Origin of the sequence: Fertoeibacter niger, assembly GCF_009380135.2 — a bacterium.
Classification (GTDB): Bacteria; Pseudomonadota; Alphaproteobacteria; order Rhodobacterales; family Rhodobacteraceae; genus Fertoeibacter; species Fertoeibacter niger.
Window position 1 is genome coordinate 155,865 of the sequence record NZ_WHUT02000002.1, and the last position, 22,515, is coordinate 178,379.

Here is a 22,515-nt window from a genome sequence, read left to right on the forward strand (position 1 = left end):
ATGACCGATATTGCCGCATCCGCCCCTCAGACCGACCTGCGCGAGACTGTCGTCGCCAACTTCCGGCGCCGCCGCCTGCTGTCCTTCGCTGCCCCCGCGGTGGTGATGGTCTATTTCGTCTACATCTTCTTTTCGTTCGACATCATGGGGCTGGTCAACCGCATCCGTCTGGACAATGCCGCGATCCTTGCCTCGGATTTCTGGTCCTACAAGACCCACGTCACGCGCGACAACCGCAACGGCGAGGTCGAGGTGGCGATCGAAGGTGAAAACAAGGGCACCTACGCTGCGGGCGACCTGCCGGAATGGGTGACAATCGAGAACGGCGTGACGGTGATCGATCTGGGCGAAGGCCATGTCGTCACCTATGACGACGCCGGGGCGCGCTATGTGATCCCGAACTACGGCACCGTCAACATCATTCGCGAGGGGCGCGACTTCACGCTGGACGCCCCCCAGCCGCTGCCCGACTGGATCAGCGCCTCGGACACGCGCGTGAACGTTACCACCGATCAGGGACGCTTTGCCTACACCCGCGCCCGCGCGGACACCTACCGCTATCAGCCGGGATGGGAGCTGTGGTTCTTTACCCTCGACAGCCCGTTCTCGCGCAAGTCCTTTGGCGAGCTGGTGGGCCTTGCACTGTGGGAACCCCGGATCGACCCCGACCGGTCGAACTTCGGCTACATGCTGAACGAATTCTGGACCAACAAGATGTGGCAGCACAACGTCATCGCCTGGGCGATCGGCGAGACGATGCTGATGGCCTTCATCGGCACGTTCCTTGCCGCGATCATCTCGCTGCCGCTGGCTTTTCTGGCCGCGTCGAACTTCACCCCCTTCGCGCCGGTGCGCTTTGCCATTCGCCGGGTGTTCGATTTCGTGCGCGGGGTCGATGCGCTGATCTTCACCATCCTGCTGACCCGCGCCTTCGGTCCGGGGCCAATGACCGGGGCCTTGGCCATCCTGATCACCGAGATCGGATCCTTCGGCAAGATGTTCTCTGAAACACTGGAAAACATTGACGAAAAACAGGTCGAGGGCCTGCGCTCCACCGGGGCGAACAGCCTGCAACGGGCGCGGTTCGGCGTGCTGCCGCAGATCATGCCGGTGGTTCTGAGCCAGGTGCTCTATTACTTCGAGGGCAACGTCCGCTCGGCCACCATCATCGGGGCCATTGTGGGCGGCGGCATCGGCCTGATGTTGACCCAGGCCATCTCGACCCAGAAAGACTGGGAAGAGGTCGCCTATTACATGACGCTGATCATCCTGATGGTGATCGCGATGGACAGCCTGTCGGCATGGCTGCGCCGCAAGCTGATCAAGGGTGACGCGGGCGGGCATTGACCCGGCCGCGCCCGGCTTGCAGGGTGGCTGCCTGATCACAACCGGCCCGCCGGGCCACGGGGGACGCATGCCCAGACTTTCGCCGGACCACCCGCACATCCACCCCGGCTGCGCCATCACCGACAGCACCTTCGGGGCTTACGTGGAAATAGGCGAAGGCAGCCGTGTGGCCCATTCCACCTTTGATGACTACGCCTATTGCGACCGGCTGTCCGACATCGCCAACACCACCGTCGGCAAGTTCGCCAACATCGCCGCCCTGACGCGGATCGGGCCGACCGATCACCCGGTGGGCAATGCCAGCCTGCACCACTTCCTTTACCGGTCCTCCTACTACTGGGATGATGCCGCCGACGACCCCGACTTCTTCGCCCGCCGCAAGGCCCGCCGCACCATGCTGGGCCCCGATTGCTGGGTGGGGCATGGCGCGATCATCCGGCCCGATGTGGTGGTGGGGGCCGGGGCCGTGGTGGCCGCCGGGGCCGTGGTGACGAAAGACGTGGCCCCCTACATGATCGTGGCCGGGGTGCCCGCCGTGCCGCTGCGCGCGCGTTACCCCGAGGGGATTGCCGAACGCATGCTGGCGCTGGCCTGGTGGGACTGGTCGCATGACCGGCTGCGCGCCAGCCTGGAGGATTTCCGCGCCCTGCCCGCTGCCGAGTTTCTGGCGCGCTATGAAGGGGCTGATCCGGCGGGGGTCTAGGCCGCAGGCCAGCGGTGCGGCATGATCCTGTCAGACGCGTTCAGCGGATGCCTTTGGCGCAGCGCTCACCGCGCCAACCGCAGGCCCACGCCGAAGATCCGGTCCATATGTTCGGCCAGATAGATGCGCAGCCAGGGGGTGAAGCGGGCCGGATTGCGCTGCACCTCGGCCGCCAGATCGTAAAGGTCGATCCAGCGGGTTTCCCACACCTCTGCCGGGTCGGGGGCAAGGGGCAGCGCGGTGGTGGTCTGCGCCAGGAATATATCCACCACCTCGTGCTCGGTCAGCCCGCCGCCCACATCTGCGCGGTATTCCACCCGGTCGGCAAAGGCGGGGGTCAGGCCGGTGATGCCCAGTTCCTCGCGCAAGCGGCGCTGCGCGCAGGCCGCCGTATCCTCGCCCCAGCGCGGATGGGTGCAGCAGGTGTTGGCCCAGAGACCCGGCGTATGGTATTTGCCCGCCGCCCGGCGCTGGATCAGCACCAGTGGCCCCGCCATCACGAAAACCGATACCGCCAGATGCCGCAGGCCGCGCTGATGCACGGCCAGCTTTTCCACCGGCTGCAACCGGCCATCGACCCAGGCGGGCACCATCTCGGCCAGACCTGCCGCTGTCATCATCCCATCATCCACCGCGTCACGTCCAGACGGGCGAGACCAGCCGCAACAGATGCGCCATGTTCTTCATCCCTATCCTGATATGCGCCATCGGGCGCGCGGCCACCAGTTTCTTGTTCATATAGGCCTCGAACGTCAGGCGCTGCACATCGACATCATGGCACAGGCTGACAAACCGCTCCCGCCGCTCATCGGATTTGTAATAGGCGTCCTGCATCGAGCGCAGCACCTTGAACACCATCTTGTGCTCTTTCATGAACAGCTTGCGCGCCAGCGCCAGATCGCGCATCCGCCCCGAGGCCAGCGCCGCCTGCGCCGCCGTGGCGGCGACCCTGCCCCCCACCATGGCGTAATAGATGCCCTCGCCGGATGACGGTGCCACGACGCCCGCTGCATCGCCAGCCAGCACCACGTCGCGGCCATTGTCCCAGCGGTCCATCGGGCGCAGCGGAATGGGCGCGCCTTCGCGGCGGATCGTCTCGCAGCCGGTCAGGCCCGCCTGCGCGCGCAAGTCGGCGGTGGCGGCTTTCAGATCCACCCCCTCTACCCCCGTGCCCATGCCCACGCTCATCTGCGCACCATGCGGAAAGACCCAGCCATAGAAATCGGGGCTGATCTTGCCGTCATAGATCACGTCGCAGCGTGTGGGGTCATAATCATTGGCGGCGGCAAGGGTGGCGGCGGTTGCCGGTGCCTTGATGATTTCATGATAGGCGATGACATAGGGGGTCTTGTCGCCGCCCGGCACCTCGGCGCGTGCCACGTTTGACCGCGCACCATCCGCCCCGATGACAATCTTCGTGGCGCTGCGCTGTTCCGCGCCCGCCTTGTCGCGCCAGACCACATGGCTGCCCGCCATATCCCGCTCGATCCGCAGGAAAGTGCCGGTCAGCCGGTCAGCCCCCGCCCCCGCCGCCCGCAGCCGCAGGAATTCGTCGAAATGTTCGCGGTCCACCATCCCGACAAAGCCGTTCTCGATGGGAATATCCACCGCCCGCCCAGTGGGCGACACCATGCGCGCGGTGCGGATGCGCGCAACGATCTGGCTGGAGGGGATGGCGAAATCGGCGATCAGCCGGGGCGGGATGGCCCCGCCGCAGGGTTTGATGCGCCCCGCACGGTCCAGCATCGCCACCTTGTGCCCCGCGCGGGCCAGATCCTCGGCGGCCGTGGCCCCCGACGGGCCGCCCCCGACAACGAAAACGTCATAAGCCATGCTCACTCCCCCGGAACCAGCCGCCCGGCGGGGGCTGGCCCGCCCTCCATGATCCGCAGCGCCATCAGGGCTGCGGCAACAAAAATTCCGGCCTCGGCGATGAACACCAGACCAAAGGCATCGGGCGCATCCATGCCCAGCCGCAGCAGGTCAACCGCCGCAGCCCCGGTCAGCCCGCCAAAGCCCGCAGCCAGTGCCTGCGCGGCCCCCCACAGGCCCATGCGCGTGCCCTCGCGCGCGCCGCGCCCCTCGCCCGCCAGCGCCATCATCGACCCGATGGCCGCCACCGCGAACATGCCGTTGAACAGGCCCAGCATGATGGTGGCAGGCACCAGCAGGCCAAGGCCCACCTGCCCCAGTGCCGCAATCACCACCAGCGCCGCGGCCGAGCCCAGACAGCCCGCGATCACCCAGGACCGCAATGCGCCCAAGCCCAGCCCGGTGGCGGCGATGCCCACCGCCAGCATGCCCAGAAACACCCCGCCATTCTGCGCGCCCGACAGGCTGGTGGATTGCCCGGGGGTAAAGCCGAACACCAGGCCGGCATAGGGCTCCAGTATCAGTTCCTGCATGAAATAGGCGGTCATGGCGAGGAATACGAAAACCGTGAACGCACGGGCCTTTGGCTCGGCCCAGACCTCGCGCAGGCCCTGGCGGAAGGGCTGCGGTGCGGGTTCGGGCCGGGCCTGCACCCGCCGCTCTACCCCCGCCACGGCCAGCAGGGTCAGCGCCACGGCGGCAAGGCACACAGCGCCCACAACCTCCAGCAGCCGCGCGGGGTAATAGGGCTCCAGCAAACCACCCACCACACCCGCCGTCAGCGCGATGCCCAGGATCATCATCAGCCACGTGATCATCGCCGCCGCAGCCCTGCGGCGCGGATGCGTGGCCGTTGCCAGCAGCGCCAGCAATGACGTGCCCGAGGCCCCCACCCCCAGCCCGATCAGCCCGTAGGCCGCGATTGACAGCGCCAGCCCGGCCCAGAAGGCGCTTTGCAGCACAACCACCCCCAGCGCGGCGCCAAAGCCACCCAGTGCCAGCGCGGCCATGCCAAGCACGATCCAGCGTGTGCGGTTGCCGCCGGTATCTGACCGGTAGCCCCATGAAGGCCGCGTGATCTGGATGCCGTAATGCAGCGCCACCAGCGCGCCGGGCAGCACGGCGGGCAAGGCCAGTTCGACCACCATCAGCCGGTTCAGCGTCGATGTGGTCAGCACCACCACCGCGCCAAGGCACATCTGCACCAGACCCAGGCGGAAGATGGCGAACCACGACAGCATCAGCCCAGCCCCCGCACCGCAAAGGCGGCGATCAACATGCCCGAGACATAAAGCAGCACGCCGGTGCCGTTATACCACGGGGCCTTGGCCTTGGGGTCGCGCAGCAGCACCCGCATGGCGGCGATCTGCGACGCCAGCAGCGCAGCAATGGCCAGCGCGTGCCAAGGCTTGCCCCAGACCAGCAGCATGACGATCACCAGCAGTTGCGCCATGGCCATCACGGTGCAGGCGATCTTTGCCGCCACCTCTGGCCCCAATGTCACCGGAAGCGAGCGCACGCCATGCTGGCGATCCCCTTCCAGCGCCTTGAAATCGTTCAGCGTCATGATGCCATGCGCACCAAAGGCGTAAAGCGCGGCCAGCACCACCACCTCGAATGTCGGCAAGCCCCCCGCCAGCACGGCAGCGCCCGTGAACCAAGGCAGGCCCTCATAGCACAGGCCCACCAGCCCCGGCCCCCACCAGCCCGAGCGTTTCAGCCGCACCGGTTCGGCGGAATAGGCCCAGGCCGCCAGCACGCCAAACACCGTGGCGGCAAAGCCCCATGGCCCCAGCGCCCAGCCCACGGCCAGCGACAGCACCGTCATCGCCAGCGCGATCCACAGCCCCCAGCGGCCCGGAATGCGGCCTGACGGGATCGGGCGGTTGGGTTCGTTCACCGCATCGACATGCCGGTCGCACCAGTCATTCGCGGCCTGGCTCATGCCGCAGACGATGGGACCGGCCAGCACCATGCCCAAAAGCACCATGGGCCAGCCCGTGCCGGGCCAGACGCCTGCGGAAACCGCCCCGCACAGATAGGCCCAGACCGGCGGAAACCAGGTGATCGGCTTTATCAGCTCCAGCATCGCGGCGGGCTGCGGCAGGCGGGGATGTAAGGTAAGGTTTACACTCATGTGTAAACTAAACACTACAGCGTCGAGTCGATCAAGCGCAGAATCCACCCGCCTGGGTTTACAGCGCGCCTACTCGCCGTCGCGGTTCAAAAGGCCGAACTTGCGCAGCTTCACATACAGCGACTGGCGCGACAGGCTCAGCATCTCTGCCGCCGCCACCCGGTTGTTGCGGGTCAGCTCCAGCGCGGTTTCGATGCACATCTTTTCCACCACATCGGTGGTTTCGGCCACGATGTCTTTCAGCGTGGAATTTCCCACCAGTTCCATCACATTGCGCACGGGTTCTTCGGCACCCGTCGCCGGGGCGGCGGGGCGGCGCAGGGTTTCGGCGCGGCTGGCGTCGCGGATCACCAGCGCCAGCAGCGGCTGCGCGCGGTCATCCAGCCATGTGGCCGACACTTCGGCGGCAATCTGGCCCGCGAAATCGGTGGTCAGCCGGGTGGCATACAGCCGCAACTGCCCGGTGCGTTTCACCGAATCCAGCAACACCCGCAGATCGACCGTGCCACGCACCAGAAAATCGGCCAGCGACCGGCCCCGCACGGCGGCCAGGTTGGAACTGTCGGTCAGATTCAGGAAAGCCTCGTTCGCGCCGCGGATCACGCCCTCGGCATCGGTGAACACGATGCCATCCACGCCCTCATGGTAAAGTCGTGACAGGTTGTCGCTCAGCTCGTCGCTGCTGCTGGCCACGGCCTCGGCCGGATCAAGCTGGCACAACAGCAGCCGTTCACCCGCCGCGCGGAACACCTTGGGCGTCACCAAAAGCCGCTGCTGCGACCGCCGCGCCGAAAGCTCGATCGGGCCCGCCGCCTCGGCCACCGCCAGATTGGCCATGGTTTCCATGAATTCGCCGCGCCGCCGCCCCTCGAACTCCTGCGCGATGGCGGCGCCCAGCAGATCGGCCCGCGCCCCGCCCAGCAGGCTGGCTGCCGCCGGGTTCAGGTCGGTGATCCGCCCGGTGGCCATCGAGATCAGCACCATCGGGTCGCGCGATACCTCCATGATCACACGGTAGCGCGTTTCCATCTCGCGCTGGCTTTCATACTCGCGCTCCATGGCCAGCTGGGCCGACACAAGCTGCTGCTGCACTTCGGCAATCGGGCGCAGGTCACGGCCCAGCATCAGCACCGACTGGTCGGCGTCGATCAGGTGCATGGCATAGCGCACGGGAAATTCGAAATTGCCGGGGTCGGCGTGGTTCAGCTCCACCGCCACAGACCCTTGGGTGCCGCTGCGCAGGCTGGCCAGCCGCGTCACCAGCTTGCGCTGGCTTTCCTCGGTCAGCACGGCGTCGATCTGCGCCCCCGCCCAGGCATCCAACTGGCCGAACGACCGGTGGTGCGGGTTCACGATCAGCGAGTCGATATTCCCGCTGGCGCTGACCACCAGCGCGATGTCGGCGGCCGTGGAAATGACATCGCTCAAAAGATCGGGCGAGAGGGGCGGAACGCGGCCGCCGCGAAGAAGATGTCGTCCGTCTGATGTCACGGGAATACCGATGGGTGGTGCCGTCTACCCGCAGCGCGGGACAACGGGTGTTACGCGCGATGGGCCGCGCCGGTGACACTGCTGGCCAGCCCAAGGCTGCGCAGCGCCGTTTCCAGGTCGTTCGTCACAATATCAGCACCAAGGCATGTCAACGCGTCCTCATCCTGCAACAGCACCGCCCCGCCAGCCGCAACAGGAAGCGCGTTCCGTGTCAGCTCTTTCAGGGTTTTCACCAACTTCGTCCCAAGCGCAACCCTCTCCGCGCAGGGCAAGGAGATCAGGGCCGCGTCAAATCCGCGCTGCGCAAATAGGTCGCGGAGACTGGCGAAATCCGCGCCGGTGCGCAGGCAGACCGAAACACCCGCGCGCCGCAGCCGCCCCATCACCACCATCGCGCCCAAAGTGTGCTGTTCATGCTCGGGCACCAGCAGCAGAACCGTGGGGCCGTCGCGCGCACCGTCCTCATCTGCCGACCAGCCGGAACCGATGTCGCGCAGGATCGCCTGAAGCCGGGCCGTGCCGATGGACACCTCGGCAAAGCTGGCCTTGTCATCGGTCCAGTCCTGCCCCAGGCAGCGCGCCGCCGCAGGGATGTAGTGATCGGCCAATGTCGCGACACTGACGCGGGCACGGCGCATCTCGGGGCGCAACGCCTCGACCGGCGCGGCATGGGCGCCACGCGCCACCTCCAGCAGCCTTGCCAGCAGCGGCGCATGCAGCCCGCCCGGCCCGGTGCCACGCAGGGTCGACTCGCCGGCCACCAGCCGGGCCACGACCTCGGCCGCGAAATCGGTGACGACGGCAGGCTTGCCGACCGGCCGCCCCACCATGCCCCTGTGCCGCTCGTCCTGCATCGACACCACCCCACGCCGCCCCATTGGCTGCGCCCCATCGCACTGGCCGCCCGATACTCCGCAGCCTCCCCGGGCAGGCGCCAAAGGCAGGCCACGCCAAGAGGCCGGACGCTTGCCCCTCAAATCTCTGTCAGCGGGAAAAGAATGTCAAAGAAAATAGACAGCCCCGGTTTTTGGCGCATTCTTGCGCAGCGCCAGCGCGCCGCACCTACTGTATTCACACAATAATCTTGGCGGAGTGACAGCAGGAAGCCCCGGATTCCGCAGTCAGTGTAACGGCAAAACTTGTAAGTTTTAGTTGACACTTTCGGAATCGGGACGCTAGATTTGTCTATCAGCAGGCCCCCGACAGGCCCCTTCCTGGAAGGCAGACACCCATGCAGCGCGCCACAGGCCACACCCCTCGCCCCCGGCTTTACACGCCCGCCCAGCGCGCGCGCCGCGATGCGACGGTGTGGACACTGGTGCAGGGCCTGCTGGCCCCGGTGCAGTTTCTGGCCTTTGCCGTGTCGCTGGTTCTGGTGTTGTGGTTCCTGACCACCGGCACCGGCTTTGCCGCCGCCACCGTCTCGATCCTGATCAAGACCGGCCTGCTTTACACAATCATGATCACCGGGGCGATCTGGGAAAAGGTGGTGTTCGGCCAGTATCTGTTCGCGCCCGCATTCTTCTGGGAGGATGTGTTTTCCTTTGTCGTCATAGGCTTGCATACCGCCTATCTCTGGGCGCTGTTCACGGGCGCGCTTGATCCGGCTGGGCTGATGGTGCTGGCGCTGGCCGCCTATGCGGCCTATGCCGTCAATGCCGGGCAGTTCTTGTGGAAGCTGCGCCTCGCCCGGCTGGACGCGGAGCCCGCCCAATGAACGCGCCCGCACCCGTCAAAGGCTGCCGCGACGTGCCCGTGTTGAAACAGCGCGGCCAGCGCGAGGTGTTCTGCGGCCTGACCGGGATCATCTGGCTCCACCGCAAGATGCAGGATGCTTTCTTTCTGGTTGTGGGCTCGCGCACCTGCGCGCATCTGCTGCAATCGGCCGCCGGGGTGATGATCTTTGCCGAACCCCGCTTCGGCACCGCGATTCTCGAAGAGAAAGACCTTGCCGGCCTGGCCGATGCCAATACCGAACTGGACCGTGAGGTGGCGCGGCTGCTGTCACGCAGGCCTGACATACGCCAGCTGTTTCTGGTCGGCTCCTGCCCGTCCGAAGTGATCAAGCTTGATCTGGCCCGCGCGGCGGAGCGGCTGTCGGCAATGCACGCGCCTGCGGTGCGGGTCTACAATTATTCCGGTTCCGGCATCGAGACCACCTTCACCCAGGGCGAGGATGCCTGCCTTGCCGCCATGGTGCCCGCCCTGCCCGTGACCGATGCGCGCGAATTGCTGCTGGTGGGTGCCCTGCCCGATGTCGTGGAGGATCAGGCGCTTGCGTTGCTGGCGGCGATGGGCATTGGCCCTGTGCGCTGCCTGCCCGCCCGCCGTGCCGCCGCCCTGACCGGCGTGGGGCCGAACACGGTTTTCGCCCTGACCCAGCCGTTTCTGGGCGACACCCATGCGGCACTTGTCCGCCGGGGGGCCACGCATATCGCCGCCCCCTTCCCCTTTGGCGAGGAAGGCACGACCCTGTGGCTGCGCGCCGTGGCCGATGCCTTCGGCGTCAGCGACGCGGTGTTCGAGGCCGTCACCGCCGCCCCCCGCGCCCGTGCCCGCCGGGCCGTCGCCGCCCATGCCGCCACGCTCACCGGCAAGTCGGTGTTCTTCTTCCCCGACAGCCAGATGGAGCCCTGCCTCGCCCGCTTCCTCACGCGCGAATGCGGCATGACGGCGCTGGAGGTGGGCACGCCCTATCTGCACACCGGCCTGCTGGGCCCCGACCTTGACCTGCTGGCCGAAGGCCCGGTGATTTCCGAAGGCCAGGATGTGGACCTGCAACTTGACCGCGTCCGTTCCCTGCGCCCCGACCTGACGGTTTGCGGCCTCGGCCTCGCCAACCCGCTGGAGGCCGAGGGGCTGACAACCAAATGGGCCATCGAACTGGTGTTCACGCCGGTGCATTTCTACGAACAGGCGGGCGATCTGGCCGGGCTGTTCTCGCGCCCCTTGCGGCGCAAGGCCCTGCTGCACCGCGAGGCTGCGGAATGACGCGCCAATCCCTCATTTTCTGTCTGAAAATATCCTCGGGGGTCCGGGGGCAGACAGCCCCCGGCGCCCGGCAAACGCAGGGGGGCCGGCCATGAAGCTCACCCTGTGGACCTACGAGGGCCCCACCCATGTCGGCGCGATGCGCGTGGCGACCGGCATGCAGGGCCTGCATTATGTGCTGCACGCCCCGCAAGGCGATACCTATGCCGACCTTCTGTTCACGATGATCGAGCGGCGCAATGCCCGCCCGCCCGTCACCTACACCACATTCCAGGCCCGCGATCTGGGCGGCGACACGGCCAACCTGTTCAAGGACGCCTGCCGCGAGGCCTATGCCCGGTTCCAGCCCGAGGCGATGATCGTGGGCGCATCCTGCACCGCCGAGCTGATCCAGGATGATCCGGGTGGGCTGGCCGAGGCGATCGGCCTGCCGATCCCGGTCATCGCGCTGGACCTGCCCAGCTATCAGCGCAAGGAAAACTTCGGCGCGGACGAGACGTTTTTCCAGATCTGCCGGGCCTTGGCCAAACCGGTGGCCCGCACCGCAGCGATCAGTTGCAACCTCCTGGGGGCCACCGGGCTGGGCTTTCGCCACCGTGATGACGTGGCCGAGATCACCACCCTGCTGGGCCAGATGGGCGTTGCAGTGAATGTCTGTGCCCCGATGGGTGCGCGCCCGTCCGACATCGCCCGCATGGGGGCCGCGCATTTCAACGTGCTGCTTTACCCCGAAACCGGCGAGGCGGCTGCCCGCTGGTGCGAAAAGACGCATGGCCAGCCCTATACCAGAACCATCCCGATCGGCGTGCAGGCCACCCGTGATTTTCTGGCCGAAGTGGCGGGGCTGACCGGCCTATCGCCCCGCATTGATGAGACCCGCCTGCGCCAGCCCTGGTGGTCTGCCAGCGTCGACAGCACCTATCTGACCGGCAAGCGGGTGTTCCTGTTCGGTGACGCCACGCATGTGATGGCCGCCGCCCGCATCGCGCGCGACGAGATCGGCTTCGATGTGGTGGGCATGGGCTGCTACAACCGCGAACAGGCCCGGCCGATGCGCACCGCTGCCAAGTCCTACGGGCTGGAGGCGCTGATCACCGACGATTATCTGGAGGTGGAGGACGCGATAGCCGCCCTTGCCCCGGAACTGATCCTCGGCACCCAGATGGAACGCCATATCGCCAAGCGGCTGGGCATCCCCTGCGCGGTGATCTCCGCCCCGGTGCATGTGCAGGATTTCCCGGCGCGCTATTCGCCCCAGATGGGGTTCGAAGGCGCGAATGTGATCTTTGACACCTGGATCCATCCGCTGGTCATGGGGCTGGAAGAGCACCTTCTGACCATGTTCCGCGAGGATTTCGAGTTTCACGATGCCGCCGGCGCCTCGCATCACGGCGGGCATGCGCAGGCTTTGGCACCGCAAGAGGTGGCCCAGCCCGCGCCCTTGCCCGAACCGCTGGTGGCGGCAGAACCGGCAGAGGCCTCCGGCGGGGATATTTTTGCCAGCAAGAATGGGCAGGAAGCGCCTTCCGCCGAGGTGATCTGGCTGTCCGAGGCCGAGCGCGAATTGCGCAAGATCCCGTTCTTCGTGCGCGGCAAGGCCAAGCGGAACACCGAAAAATTCGCCGCTGACAAGGGCCTGACCCGGATCAGCATCGACACACTTTATGAGGCAAAGGCCCATTATGCGCGGTGATGACATCCTCACGGGCCAGCCAGCCCCCGCCATCGGCGGCAAGGCGGGCTATTGCGTGGTGATCGTCACGCTGGACGCGCATGCGGCGGGTCCGACCGCGCGTATCGCGCCCCGGTTGCAGGCGGCATTCCCCGGCATCACCGTGGCAGTGCATGCCGCCGCCGAATGGGCGGAAAACCCGGCGTCGCTGGCGCGCGCCAAGGCCGATGTGGCCAAGGCCGACATGATCGTGGCGAACCTTCTGTTCATCGAGGAACATATCGCCGCCATCCTGCCCGATCTTCAGGCCGCCCGCGCGCGGGTCGATGCCTTTGTCGGCGTCATCGCCGATCCGCAGATCGTGAAGCTGACGCGGATGGGCGATCTGGACATGTCAAAGCCCGCCTCGGGGGCCATGGCGCTGCTGAAAAAGCTGCGCGGCACCAAGGCGCCTTCGGCATCCTCGGGGCAAAAGCAGATGACCATGCTGCGCCGCCTGCCCAAAATCCTGAAATACATCCCCGGCACGTCGCAGGATGTGCGGGCGTGGTTTCTGGCCATGCAATATTGGCTGGGCGGGTCGGATGACAATCTGGAACAGATGCTACGCTATCTGGTGTCGCGCTATTCCCGCCATGCGGCCTGGCACAAGGTGACGGCCAAGGCCCCGATCGACTATCCCGATGTGGGGCTTTACCACCCGTCACTGGCCGCCCGGATCACCACACATGCCGCCGACCTGCCGCGCCCGGCGGGTGCGGTGGCCACGGTGGGGCTGCTGATGCTGCGCAGCTATATCTTGGCCGCTGATACCGCGCATTATGATGCCGTGATCGCGGCGTTCGAGGCCAAGGGCATTGCGGTGCTGCCCGCCTTTGCCGGTGGGCTGGATGGCCGCCCTGCGATTGACGCCTATTTCGGTGGCAAGATCGACGCGATGGTATCGCTGACCGGGTTCAGCCTGGTGGGCGGCCCGGCCTATAACGACAGCCCGGCGGCGGTTGCGGCGCTGGCCGCGTTGGACGTGCCCTATGTCGCGGCGCATCCGCTGGAGTTTCAGACCCTGGGGCAATGGGCCAGTTCGGGCACCGGGCTTGGCCCGGTGGAAACCACGATGCTGATCGCCCTGCCCGAGATTGACGGCGCGACCAACCCCACCGTCTTTGCCGGGCGGCACGATGGCAATGGCTGCACCGGCTGCGCGCACCGCTGCCAGCCCTCTGCCGTCACCGCCGACACCCGCACCATGGCGCCCTGCCACGAGCGGATCGCCGTGCTGGCCGACAAGGTGCTGCGCCTGTCGCGGCTGCGTCGCAGCCGGGTGGCCGCGCGCCGGGTGGGGATTGTTCTGTATGGGTTTCCGCCGAATGCCGGGGCCGTGGGCACGGCGGCCTATCTGGCGGTGTTCGAAAGCCTGTTCAACACGCTGCACGCGATGAAAGCCCAGGGCTATCACCTGTCGCCCCCGGAAAGCGTCGCGGCGCTGCGCGAGATGGTGCTGGGCGGCAGCGCCGCGCGCCATGGCCAGGTGGCCAATGTGGCCGCCCATGTGCCCGCCGCCGACATCGTGGCGAAAACCCCATGGCTGGCCGAAATCGAGGCCGCATGGGGCCCCGCACCGGGGCGCGCGCAGTCTGACGGGCGCGGCGTGTTCGTGCTGGGCCACCAGTTTGACAATGTGTTCGTCGGCATTCAGCCCTTGTTCGGTTATGAGGGCGACCCGATGCGCCTGCTGTTCGAGAAGGGCTTCGCGCCGACCCATGCCTTCAGCACCTTCTACCGCTGGATGCGCGAGGATTTCGGCGCAGATGTGCTCTTGCATTTCGGCATGCATGGCGCGCTGGAATTCATGCCGGGCAAGCAGGCGGGGCTCTCGGGGCAATGCTGGCCCGACCGGCTGATCGGCGGGCTGCCGAATGTGTATCTTTATGCCGCCAACAACCCGTCCGAGGCGACGCTGGCCAAGCGCCGCAGCAACGCGATCACCGTCACGCATCTGACGCCGCCGCTGGCGCAATCGGGCCTTTATCGCGGGCTGGCCGATCTGAAGGACAGTCTGGGCCGCTGGCGCAGCCTGCCCGTGGATGCGCCCGACCGGGCCGATCTGGAGGCGCTGATTGCCGAACAGGCGGCGGCGGTGGACATGGCGGGCACGGCACCTGCCGCGATGTGGCAAAAGCTGCTGGAAACCGAAGGCGCGCTTATCACCGACGGGCTGCATGTCGTGGGCCGCCCGATGACGCCCTCGCAACGCGCCGATAACATCGCCCTGATGCCCGCGATGGAGCGCGGGGCCGAAACCCGGGTGGCCAAACTGCTTTCCGAGGATCATGAAACGCCTGCCTTGCTGCGCGCGCTGGCCGGCCGCTTCATCGCACCGGTGCCGGGGGGTGATCTGATCCGCGCGCCGGAAATTCTGCCCACAGGCCGCAACATCCATGCCTTCGATCCGTTCCGCATGCCCACCGCCTTTGCCCTGCGTGACGGGGCGGCACAGGCGGCGCGGCTGCTGGAGGCGCATCCCCGCTTGCCGCGCACGGTGGCGCTGGTGCTGTGGGGGTCTGACAACATCAAATCAGATGGCGGGCCCATTGCGCAGGCGCTGGCGCTGATGGGGGCGACCCCGCGCTTTGACCACTACGGGCGGCTTTGCGGGGCAGACCTCATCCCGCTGGCCGAACTGGGCCGCCCCCGGATCGACGTGGTGATGACGCTGTCGGGCATCTTCCGTGACCTGCTGCCATTGCAGACCCGGATGCTGGCCGAAGCCGCGTGGAAATGCGCCACGGCGGATGAGCCGCTGGTGCAGAACTTCATCCGCGCCCATGCGCTTGGCTATGCCGCCGAGATGGGGGTGGATATGGAAACCGCGTCGCTGCGCGTGTTTTCCAACGCCGAAGGGGCGTATGGGTCCAACGTCAACACGCTGGTCGGGCAATCGGCGTTCGGGGCCGAAGATGAACTGGCCGATGCCTATGAGGCGCGCAAAAGCTTTGCCTACGGGCGTCTGGGCAAGCCGGTGCAGAACGCGGCGCTGCTGCAAAAGACGCTGAAAACCGTGGATGTCGCCTATCAGAACCTTGAATCGGTGGAACTGGGGGTCACATCGGTGGATCATTATTTTGACACGCTGGGCGGCATTGCCCGCGCGGTCAAGCGGGCGCGGGGCGGCGAGGATGCCGCCGTCTATATCGGCGACCAGACCCGTGGCGCGGGCGTGGTGCGCACGCTGAAAGACCAGATCGCGCTGGAAACCCGGTCGCGCAGCCTGAACCCCAAATTCTATGAGGGCCTGCTGCGCCATGGCGCCGAGGGCGTGCGGCTGATCGAATCGCATGTGACGAACACTCTGGGTTGGTCGGCCACCACGGCGCAGGTGGATCCATGGGTCTACCAGCGCCTGTCGGAAACATTCGTGCTGGATGACGCGATGCGGCGGCGGCTTTCGGACCTGAACCCGCAGGCCAGCGCCAAGATGGCCGAGCGCCTGCTGGAAGCCTCGCACCGCAACTACTGGGCCCCGGATGCGGCCACGCTGGCAGCCCTGCAAGGCGCGGCAGATGAGCTGGAAGACCGGATGGAAGGGATTGCGGCGGAATGAGCGTGATGTTCCGCCACAAGACAGCCCGTGGAAGCGGGGGGCCAGCCCCCCGCCCCCCCCGGGATACTTGCAGACAGAAAATGAAGAGGGGCGTTGGCCTTCTTGGAAAGGACAGATCATGAGCCCGAGAGACGAAATTCCGCTGCTGCGCGGGCAGGATGGCGAAGGTTCGGTGCAGGTGCATCTGGATGCCGACACCCGGATCGAGGGCGCCAAGGTGTTTTCGGTCTATGGCAAGGGCGGGATCGGGAAATCGACCACCTCGTCGAACCTGTCGGCGGCGTTTTCGATGATGGGCAAACGGGTGTTGCAGATCGGCTGCGACCCCAAGCATGACTCGACATTCACATTGACGGGGCGGTTGCAGGCCACGGTGATCGACATTCTGAAGGATGTGGATTTCCACGCCGAGGAACTGCGGCCCGAAGATTATGTGGCCGTGGGTTTCAACGGCGTGAAATGCGTGGAGGCGGGCGGGCCCCCGGCGGGCACCGGCTGTGGCGGCTATGTGGTGGGGCAGACGGTGAAGCTGTTGAAGCAGCATCACCTGCTGGAAGACACCGATGTGGTGATTTTCGATGTGCTGGGCGATGTGGTCTGCGGCGGGTTTGCCGCGCCGTTGCAGCATGCCGACCGTGCGGTGATCGTGACGGCCAACGACTTTGACAGCATCTATGCGATGAACCGGATCATCGCGGCGGTGCAGGCGAAATCGGGCAATTACAAGGTGCAGCTTGCGGGCTGCGTGGCGAACCGAAGCCGCGAGACGGATGAGGTTGACCGCTACTGCGCCCGTGTGGGGTTCAACCGGCTGGCGCATATGCCGGATATTGACGCGATCCGCCGCAGCCGCCTGAAGAAAAAGACCCTGTTCGAGATGGATGATGCCGAGGACGTGGTGATGGCCCGGGCCGAATACATGCAGCTGGCCAACACGCTGTGGCAATCGGTGCTGCGCCCCGGCACCACCCCGGCCCCCCTGCCCGACCGCGAGATTTTCGAGCTGCTGGGGTTTGACTGACCGCCTGCCGCCACCAACCGCCAGACCTGAACCGAGACCGCCATGACCGATTATTCCACCACACGCGACCGGGTTGAAACCTACTTTGACCGCACCGCCACGACGGTCTGGGAACGGCTGACCTCGGATGCCCCCGTCAGCCGCATCCGCCAGACGGTGCGGGCGGGGCGCGACCGCATGCGCGCGCTGATGCTGTCGCGCCTGCCCGCTGATCTGCGCGGCTGCCGCGTGCTGGATGCCGGCTGCGGTGCCGGGCAGATGACGGCGGAACTGGCGGCGCGCGGGGCCGATGTGCTGGCGGTGGATATCTCGCCCGCGCTGGTGGAGATCGCGGCGCGGCGGCTGCCCGAGGCTGACCGGGCGCGTGTGACCTTTGCCAGCGGCGACATGCTGAGTGCTGCGCATGGCGGGTTTGACTTCGTTCTGGCGATGGACAGCCTGATTTACTACACGACGCCCGATATTGTTGCCGCCTTGGAAACACTGGGCGCGCGCAGCCGGGCGGCTGTGGTGTTCACCGTGGCCCCGCGCACCCCTTTCCTGATGACGTTCTTCACGTTGGGCAAGGCCTTTCCCCGCGCTGACCGCTCGCCCGTGATGATCCCGCAGGCACATGTGGCGTTGACCCGGGCGACACATGGCCGGGTGGCGAAGATCGACCGTGTGACCAGCGGTTTCTACATCTCGGAATGTCTGGAGTATCGGCCATGATCCTGGGGCGGGGCCAGATCAAACGCCTGACCATCGGCTCGTTGCCCTTCATGGATGCGGCCTCGGAAGGGTTGCCGCTGGGCCAACTGCTGCGCCTGTCGTTGTTTCAGGTGTCGGTCGGCATGTGTGCGGTGCTGCTGTTGGGCACGCTGAACCGGGTGATGATTGTCGAGTTGTCGGTGCCTGCCGTGATCGTGGCGCTGATGATCGCGCTGCCGGTTCTGTCGGCCCCGTTCCGCGCGCTGCTGGGCCACCGCAGCGACACGCACCGTTCCGCGATCGGATGGAAGCGCGTGCCCTATCTGTGGTTCGGCAGCCTGTGGCAGATGGGCGGGCTGGCCATCATGCCCTTTGCGCTGATCGTGCTGTCGGGCGACCAGTATCTTGGCCCGGCCTGGGCGGGCGAGGTGCTGGCGGCGCTGGCATTCCTGATGGCGGGGCTGGGCATGCACATGACCCAGACGGCGGGGCTGGCGCTGGCCGCCGACCGCGCGACGGATGAGACGCGGCCCCGCGTGGTGGCGCTGCTGTATGTGATGTTCCTGTTGGGCATGGCGGTGTCATCCGTCATCGTGGGCACATTGCTGCGCGATTACGACCCGATCACCCTGATCCGCGTGGTGCAGGGCTGCGGCGTGGCGACCATGGTGCTGAACATCATCGCATTGTGGAAACAGGAAAAGGTGCGCCCGATGACCCGGGCCGAACGCGCCGAACCGCGCCCGAAGTTTGCCGATGCCTGGCGCGATCTGATGTCGGGCGGCACGGCGGGGCGGCTCTTGGCGGTGGTGTGTCTGGGCACGCTGGCCTTCCAGATGCAGGATGTGCTGCTGGAACCCTATGGCGGCGAGATCCTTGGCCTTTCGGTGGGGGCGACCACGCTTTTGACCGCGATGTGGGCCAGCGGGGCGCTGCTGGGTTTTGGGCTTGCGGCGCGCTGGCTGGCGCGGGGGATGGACCCTTACCGCATGGCCGCACGCGGCATTCTGATCGGCATCGCCGCGTTTTCCTGCGTGGTCTTTGCCGCGCCGCTGGCATCGACGGTGATCTTTTACGCCGGTGCCGGGCTGATCGGTCTGGGCGGCGGGCTTTTTTCGGTGGCCACCCTGACCGCCGCGATGACCATGCCTGCGGGCGGGCGGGCAGGACGCGGGCTGGCGCTGGGGGCTTGGGGCGCTGCACAGGCCACGGCGGCGGGGCTGGCGATCTTTGCGGGCGGCGCACTGCGCGACACGATCGGGCACTGGGCCATGGCGGGCCATCTGGGGGCCGCGCTGCAAACCCCGGCCTTCGGCTACAGCTTTGTTTATCATCTTGAAATCGGGCTGCTGTTTGCAACCCTCATCGTGCTTGGCCCGCTGGTGCGGACCGCAATCCTTCATCCTGAACCGCTCGTGCGCGGCCCGATGGGCATCGCCGATTTCCCCACCTGACCCTTCGGAGGACCGCAACATGGTTGGTGTGACTTTCTTTGGCAACTTTGATCTGGCCAGCCTTGCCATCTGGCTGTTCTGGGGCTTTTTCGCCCTGCTGATCGTTTATCTGCAAACCGAAAACATGCGCGAAGGCTATCCGCTGGAAACCGAGGATGGCGGCGCCGCCCCCAACCAGGGGCCGTTTTTCCTGCCGAAAGCCAAGACCTTTCTGCTGCCGCATGGCCGGGGTGAGGTGACAGTGCCCAATGGCGCGCGCGAGGCGCGTGACCTGGCGCTGGGGCGCACCGCCGCATCGGACGGCTTTCCGCATGCGCCCACGGGCGACCCGATGGTGGATGGCGTGGGCCCGGCAAGCTGGGCACCGCGCCGCGATCTGCCGGAACTTGACGGCCATGGCCATAACAAGCTGGTGCCGATGGCGCGTGCCGAAGGCTTCATCGTGTCGGCCGGGCGTGACCCGCGCGGCCTGCCGGTGCAGGCGGGCGATCTGGAGGTTGTGGGCACCATTTCCGACATGTGGGTCGATGCGCCGGAACAACTGGTGCGTTATCTGGAGGTTGATCTGAACACCGGCGGCAAGCGGCTGGTGCCGATGCCGATGGTCAAGATCTGGGGTGACAGGGTGCGCGTCAACGCGCTGTCATCAGACCTGTTCGCGGGCATCCCGATGACCCGTTCGACCACCGAAGTCACCATGCTGGAAGAAGAAAAGATCGCGGGCTACGTCGGCGGCGGCACGCTTTATGCCGCCGGCAAGCGCAAGCGCGGCTTCTGATCCGGTGACGTGATCCCGGCTGCGGCCCCGCGCGGGCCGCACCATTACCGGCAGACCCATGGTTGCGCAGGGGCCTGCCGGAACCGGAACTGACAACCCACCCGGTTGCGCGGGGGGCTGGCAGAAACAAGAAACGACAGGGAGGGCCTGACCATGACTGACCATGACGATTTCGCCTTTGAACCGCTGCCGGGCCTGCCCGCCCTTCCGCCGCCGGGCGAAGAGGTGCTGTGGCAGGGCCGCCCCGCGACCTGGGCCCTGGCGCGCGAGGCGTTTGGCCTGCACTGGGTCGCGGGTTACTTCGTGCTGATCGCATTCTGGCGCGGCTGGGTCGGCGCGGTGGAGGGGGGTGCGGCGCTGGCGCTGGCCATGGCCATTCCCTATCTGCTGCTGGGGCTGGCCGCCTGCGGTCTGGTGCTGCTGCTGGCCTTCGCGCAGGCACGGGCCACTGTCTACACCGTCACCACGAACCGCGTGGCGCTGCGCATCGGCGCGGCTTTGAGCATCACGCTGAACCTGCCGTTCCCCCAGATCGGCACGGCGCGACTGGCACTGGGCCGCAACGGCACCGGCACGATCGCGCTGGATACGCTGGGCGGGGCGCGCGTGTCCTATCTGGTGTGCTGGCCCCATGTGCGGCCCTGGCACCTGCGCAAATGCCAGCCCGCGCTGCGCTGCATTCCCGATGCGGCGCGGGTGGCCCGTCTGGTGGCAGATGCCGCCGAACAAAGGCTGAGCCTGCCCGTGGTGCGGCTGGCCAGTGCTTCGGCCCCGGCCCCGTCCAACGCCATCGCGGCCGAGTGAGGAGGACAGCATGACCACAGATACCCGCCGTCAACCCGAACTGCGCTACACGAAACCCGACATGATCCCCAAGGTGCTGCTGCGCGCCATGCTGGCGCTGCCGCTGGCAGCCCTGGCCATCGTGGGCGCGAATGCCGTGTCAGGCCGCCCCCAGGTGGGTGTGCCGCATGCGGCCGAGGTGGTGCAGCAACGCAGCCTTGTGCTGGAGGGCCGGGGGGCCAAGGCCGTGGCGCTGCGCGACGCGGATGGCACCCTGCTGGCCGAGATGGAGAATGGCGGCTTCATCACCGTGGTGCAGAACGGGTTGCAACGCGCCCGTCTGGTGCGCGGTGTGGATCAGGCACTGCCGGTGCGGCTGGTGCGCTTTGACAACGGGCGGCTGTCCCTGATCGACGACGCCTCGGGCTGGAGCGTGGAACTGCACGCCTTCGGCGATCTGAACCAGGCGGCATTCGACCGCCTGTTGTCTGAATAAAACAAAAAAAACCAAGGGAACCAAAATGATGGCCATTTTTACAAGGAAAGCGGAAAAGGTGCCCTGCACCGTCGAGGTCAGTCACCGTTTCGAATCTCTGCATGCGCATGTGCGCTTCAACAACGGGGCCGTGGTGCATCCGGGCGACGAGGTGCTGGTGCATGGCGCCCCGGTGCTGGCGGCCTATGGCGAGGTGATCGTCGAAGACCGCATCGCCACCATCACCCGCGCCACGGCGCTGGAACGGCTGTGGACCCGGATGACCGGGGATTTCGATTTCATGGAACTCTGCGAGTTTTCCTTTTCCGAGGAGGTCCGGCTGTGAACGCGCAAAGCCCCGTCACCCCCGTTCCCGTAACCGCGCAGGCCGTGTCGGAAACCACCGCCATGGCGCAGGAAACCACCCTGCTCAACCCGCGCTTCTACACCACCGATTTCGACGAGATGGACAAGATCGACGTGACCCCGGTGCGCGCCGAATGGGACAAGCTGATTGCCCAGATGAGATCGGACCCGAACCGCGGCCATTTCAAGAAGACCGCCGAATGGGATGCCGACTGGGAGAATATGGACCCCGCCTTGCGGGTGGAGTTCATTGATTTTCTGGTATCGTCCTGCACCGCCGAGTTTTCGGGCTGCGTGCTTTACAAGGAAATGAAGCGGCGCGGCAACAACCCCGACATCTGCGAATTGTTCAACTACATGGCGCGAGACGAGGCCCGGCATGCCGGTTTCATCAATGACGCGCTGCGCGAGGCGGGCGTTGCGGTGAACCTGGGCTTTCTGACCAAGGCCAAGAAATACACCTATTTCCGGCCCAAATTCATCTACTACGCCACCTATCTGTCGGAAAAGATCGGTTACGCCCGCTACATCACCATATTCCGCCATCTGGAGGCGCATCCCGAACATCGGTTCCACCCGATCTTCAAGTGGTTCCGCGAATGGTGCAACGACGAGTTCAGCCATGGCGAGGCCTTTGCCCTGCTGATGAAGACCGACCCCAAGCTGACCACCAGCTTTGGCAACAAGCTGTGGATACGGTTCTTCCTGACCGCCGTCTATTCGACCATGTGGGTGCGTGACCATGCCCGGCCCGAGTTTCACAAGGCGTTGGGGGTGGATATCGACTGGTATGACCAGGAGGTGTTTCGCAAGACATCAGCCATCGCGCGCCAGATCTTCCCGGTGGAGATCGACATCGACCACCCGCGCTGGATCCCCAACCTGCGGCGGATGAACGCGGCGTTTCTGGCGATGGACGCGGCCAAGCGGCGCGGCGGCATCGGCGGGGCGATTGGCAAGTTCACCGCCGGGGCGCGAGCGATGGCGGCCTTTGCGGCACTTTACACCATCCCGGTGATCAAGCACGACCTGCCCGCCTCGGTGCGGATGGAGCCGGTGTATTGACCCTGCACCACGATAAATCCGGGGCGGCAACGCCCCGGCTGCCTGCCGGTCCGGGGCATGTGGGCGCTT

The 22,515-nt window shown here is 66.4% G+C and carries 20 protein-coding genes; 14 read left to right on the forward strand and 6 right to left on the reverse strand.

The features are described from left to right. Nucleotides 1–1,347 carry a phosphonate ABC transporter, permease protein PhnE gene (gene phnE / locus GEU84_RS04205; protein WP_152824357.1) on the forward strand — a complete coding sequence of 449 codons (1,347 nt, stop codon included), beginning with the start codon at nucleotides 1–3 and terminating at the stop codon, nucleotides 1,345–1,347. 67 nt (nucleotides 1,348–1,414) lie between these two features. Beyond that, nucleotides 1,415–2,050 carry an LbetaH domain-containing protein gene (locus GEU84_RS04210; RefSeq protein ID WP_152824356.1) on the forward strand — a complete coding sequence of 212 codons (636 nt, stop codon included), beginning with the start codon at nucleotides 1,415–1,417 and terminating at the stop codon, nucleotides 2,048–2,050. Between the two features lie 65 nt (nucleotides 2,051–2,115). Here GEU84_RS04210 and idi read toward each other — a convergent pair whose 3' ends face one another. The 6 genes from idi to GEU84_RS04240 form a co-directional block, all read right to left on the reverse strand. After that, nucleotides 2,116–2,652, reverse strand: a complete 537-nt coding sequence (gene idi / locus GEU84_RS04215) for an isopentenyl-diphosphate Delta-isomerase (protein WP_152824517.1) — start codon at nucleotides 2,650–2,652, stop codon at nucleotides 2,116–2,118. 34 nt (nucleotides 2,653–2,686) lie between these two features. Next, entirely contained in the window at nucleotides 2,687–3,883 is a 1,197-nt protein-coding gene (locus tag GEU84_RS04220) for a geranylgeranyl diphosphate reductase (RefSeq protein WP_152824355.1), read from the reverse strand. Nucleotides 3,884–3,885: 2 nt separating this feature from the next. Continuing rightward, nucleotides 3,886–5,166: a BCD family MFS transporter gene (locus GEU84_RS04225; RefSeq protein WP_420899271.1), complete on the reverse strand. Its 1,281-nt coding sequence runs from the start codon at nucleotides 5,164–5,166 to the stop codon at nucleotides 3,886–3,888. Then, entirely contained in the window at nucleotides 5,163–6,059 is an 897-nt protein-coding gene (chlG, locus tag GEU84_RS04230) for a chlorophyll synthase ChlG (protein ID WP_152824353.1), read from the reverse strand. Before chlG ends, GEU84_RS04225 begins: the two co-directional genes overlap by 4 nt. A 69-nt stretch (nucleotides 6,060–6,128) precedes the next feature. After that, the gene (ppsR, locus tag GEU84_RS04235) at nucleotides 6,129–7,550 is read right to left on the reverse strand and encodes a transcriptional regulator PpsR (RefSeq protein WP_174539309.1); all 1,422 of its coding nucleotides are present in this window, start codon (nucleotides 7,548–7,550) and stop codon (nucleotides 6,129–6,131) included. Nucleotides 7,551–7,600: 50 nt separating this feature from the next. Next, nucleotides 7,601–8,428, reverse strand: a complete 828-nt coding sequence (locus GEU84_RS04240) for a cobalamin B12-binding domain-containing protein (protein WP_277604831.1) — start codon at nucleotides 8,426–8,428, stop codon at nucleotides 7,601–7,603. 353 nt (nucleotides 8,429–8,781) lie between these two features. Between GEU84_RS04240 and bchF the strand changes: the two genes are divergently transcribed. From bchF to acsF, 12 genes are all read left to right on the forward strand, one after another. After that, on the forward strand, nucleotides 8,782–9,267 hold the full coding sequence (gene bchF, locus GEU84_RS04245) for a 2-vinyl bacteriochlorophyllide hydratase (protein ID WP_152824351.1): 486 nt from the start codon (nucleotides 8,782–8,784) through the stop codon (nucleotides 9,265–9,267). After that, nucleotides 9,264–10,541, forward strand: coding sequence for a ferredoxin:protochlorophyllide reductase (ATP-dependent) subunit N (locus tag GEU84_RS04250; RefSeq protein ID WP_152824350.1), 1,278 nt, complete (start codon nucleotides 9,264–9,266; stop codon nucleotides 10,539–10,541). Before bchF ends, GEU84_RS04250 begins: the two co-directional genes overlap by 4 nt. 91 nt (nucleotides 10,542–10,632) lie before the next feature. Then, complete coding sequence (gene bchB / locus GEU84_RS04255) at nucleotides 10,633–12,234, forward strand: ferredoxin:protochlorophyllide reductase (ATP-dependent) subunit B (RefSeq protein ID WP_152824349.1); 1,602 nt, start codon at nucleotides 10,633–10,635, stop codon at nucleotides 12,232–12,234. Then, nucleotides 12,224–15,814 carry a magnesium chelatase subunit H gene (locus GEU84_RS04260; RefSeq protein WP_152824348.1) on the forward strand — a complete coding sequence of 1,197 codons (3,591 nt, stop codon included), beginning with the start codon at nucleotides 12,224–12,226 and terminating at the stop codon, nucleotides 15,812–15,814. The genes bchB and GEU84_RS04260 overlap by 11 nt, the downstream gene beginning before the upstream one ends. 118 nt (nucleotides 15,815–15,932) lie before the next feature. Continuing rightward, a complete protein-coding gene (gene bchL, locus GEU84_RS04265) occupies nucleotides 15,933–16,835 on the forward strand; it encodes a ferredoxin:protochlorophyllide reductase (ATP-dependent) iron-sulfur ATP-binding protein (RefSeq protein ID WP_152824347.1) in 903 nt (300 codons plus the stop codon). 42 nt (nucleotides 16,836–16,877) lie between these two features. Then, a complete protein-coding gene (gene bchM / locus GEU84_RS04270) occupies nucleotides 16,878–17,546 on the forward strand; it encodes a magnesium protoporphyrin IX methyltransferase (protein ID WP_152824346.1) in 669 nt (222 codons plus the stop codon). Continuing rightward, a complete protein-coding gene (locus GEU84_RS04275) occupies nucleotides 17,543–18,979 on the forward strand; it encodes a PucC family protein (RefSeq protein ID WP_152824345.1) in 1,437 nt (478 codons plus the stop codon). Before bchM ends, GEU84_RS04275 begins: the two co-directional genes overlap by 4 nt. A gap of 19 nt (nucleotides 18,980–18,998) precedes the next feature. Then, nucleotides 18,999–19,757, forward strand: a complete 759-nt coding sequence (puhA, locus tag GEU84_RS04280; RefSeq protein WP_152824344.1) for a photosynthetic reaction center subunit H — start codon at nucleotides 18,999–19,001, stop codon at nucleotides 19,755–19,757. A 153-nt stretch (nucleotides 19,758–19,910) separates the two neighbouring features. Next, on the forward strand, nucleotides 19,911–20,561 hold the full coding sequence (gene puhB, locus GEU84_RS04285; protein ID WP_152824343.1) for a photosynthetic complex putative assembly protein PuhB: 651 nt from the start codon (nucleotides 19,911–19,913) through the stop codon (nucleotides 20,559–20,561). A 10-nt stretch (nucleotides 20,562–20,571) separates the two neighbouring features. Then, nucleotides 20,572–21,036, forward strand: a complete 465-nt coding sequence (puhC, locus tag GEU84_RS04290; protein ID WP_152824342.1) for a photosynthetic complex assembly protein PuhC — start codon at nucleotides 20,572–20,574, stop codon at nucleotides 21,034–21,036. A 28-nt stretch (nucleotides 21,037–21,064) separates the two neighbouring features. Continuing rightward, complete coding sequence (locus GEU84_RS04295) at nucleotides 21,065–21,361, forward strand: hypothetical protein (RefSeq protein ID WP_152824341.1); 297 nt, start codon at nucleotides 21,065–21,067, stop codon at nucleotides 21,359–21,361. Beyond that, nucleotides 21,358–22,446 carry a magnesium-protoporphyrin IX monomethyl ester (oxidative) cyclase gene (acsF, locus tag GEU84_RS04300; RefSeq protein ID WP_338144756.1) on the forward strand — a complete coding sequence of 363 codons (1,089 nt, stop codon included), beginning with the start codon at nucleotides 21,358–21,360 and terminating at the stop codon, nucleotides 22,444–22,446. The genes GEU84_RS04295 and acsF overlap by 4 nt, the downstream gene beginning before the upstream one ends. The last annotated feature ends 69 nt before the right edge of the window (nucleotides 22,447–22,515 follow it).

Bases quoted from the DNA above. Each gene is read 5' to 3' on its own strand.
- phnE (WP_152824357.1), top strand. From the start codon at position 1: ATGACCGATATTGCCGCATCCGCCCCTCAGACCGACCTGCGCGAGACT.
- GEU84_RS04210 (WP_152824356.1), top strand. From the start codon at position 1,415: ATGCCCAGACTTTCGCCGGACCACCCGCACATCCACCCCGGCTGCGCC.
- GEU84_RS04220 (WP_152824355.1), bottom strand. From the start codon at position 3,883: ATGGCTTATGACGTTTTCGTTGTCGGGGGCGGCCCGTCGGGGGCCACG.
- chlG (WP_152824353.1), bottom strand. From the start codon at position 6,059: ATGAGTGTAAACCTTACCTTACATCCCCGCCTGCCGCAGCCCGCCGCG.
- GEU84_RS04240 (WP_277604831.1), bottom strand. From the start codon at position 8,428: ATGGGGCGGCGTGGGGTGGTGTCGATGCAGGACGAGCGGCACAGGGGC.
- bchF (WP_152824351.1), top strand. From the start codon at position 8,782: ATGCAGCGCGCCACAGGCCACACCCCTCGCCCCCGGCTTTACACGCCC.
- GEU84_RS04250 (WP_152824350.1), top strand. From the start codon at position 9,264: ATGAACGCGCCCGCACCCGTCAAAGGCTGCCGCGACGTGCCCGTGTTG.
- bchB (WP_152824349.1), top strand. From the start codon at position 10,633: ATGAAGCTCACCCTGTGGACCTACGAGGGCCCCACCCATGTCGGCGCG.
- GEU84_RS04260 (WP_152824348.1), top strand. From the start codon at position 12,224: ATGCGCGGTGATGACATCCTCACGGGCCAGCCAGCCCCCGCCATCGGC.
- bchL (WP_152824347.1), top strand. From the start codon at position 15,933: ATGAGCCCGAGAGACGAAATTCCGCTGCTGCGCGGGCAGGATGGCGAA.
- bchM (WP_152824346.1), top strand. From the start codon at position 16,878: ATGACCGATTATTCCACCACACGCGACCGGGTTGAAACCTACTTTGAC.
- GEU84_RS04275 (WP_152824345.1), top strand. From the start codon at position 17,543: ATGATCCTGGGGCGGGGCCAGATCAAACGCCTGACCATCGGCTCGTTG.
- puhA (WP_152824344.1), top strand. From the start codon at position 18,999: ATGGTTGGTGTGACTTTCTTTGGCAACTTTGATCTGGCCAGCCTTGCC.
- puhB (WP_152824343.1), top strand. From the start codon at position 19,911: ATGACTGACCATGACGATTTCGCCTTTGAACCGCTGCCGGGCCTGCCC.
- puhC (WP_152824342.1), top strand. From the start codon at position 20,572: ATGACCACAGATACCCGCCGTCAACCCGAACTGCGCTACACGAAACCC.
- GEU84_RS04295 (WP_152824341.1), top strand. From the start codon at position 21,065: ATGGCCATTTTTACAAGGAAAGCGGAAAAGGTGCCCTGCACCGTCGAG.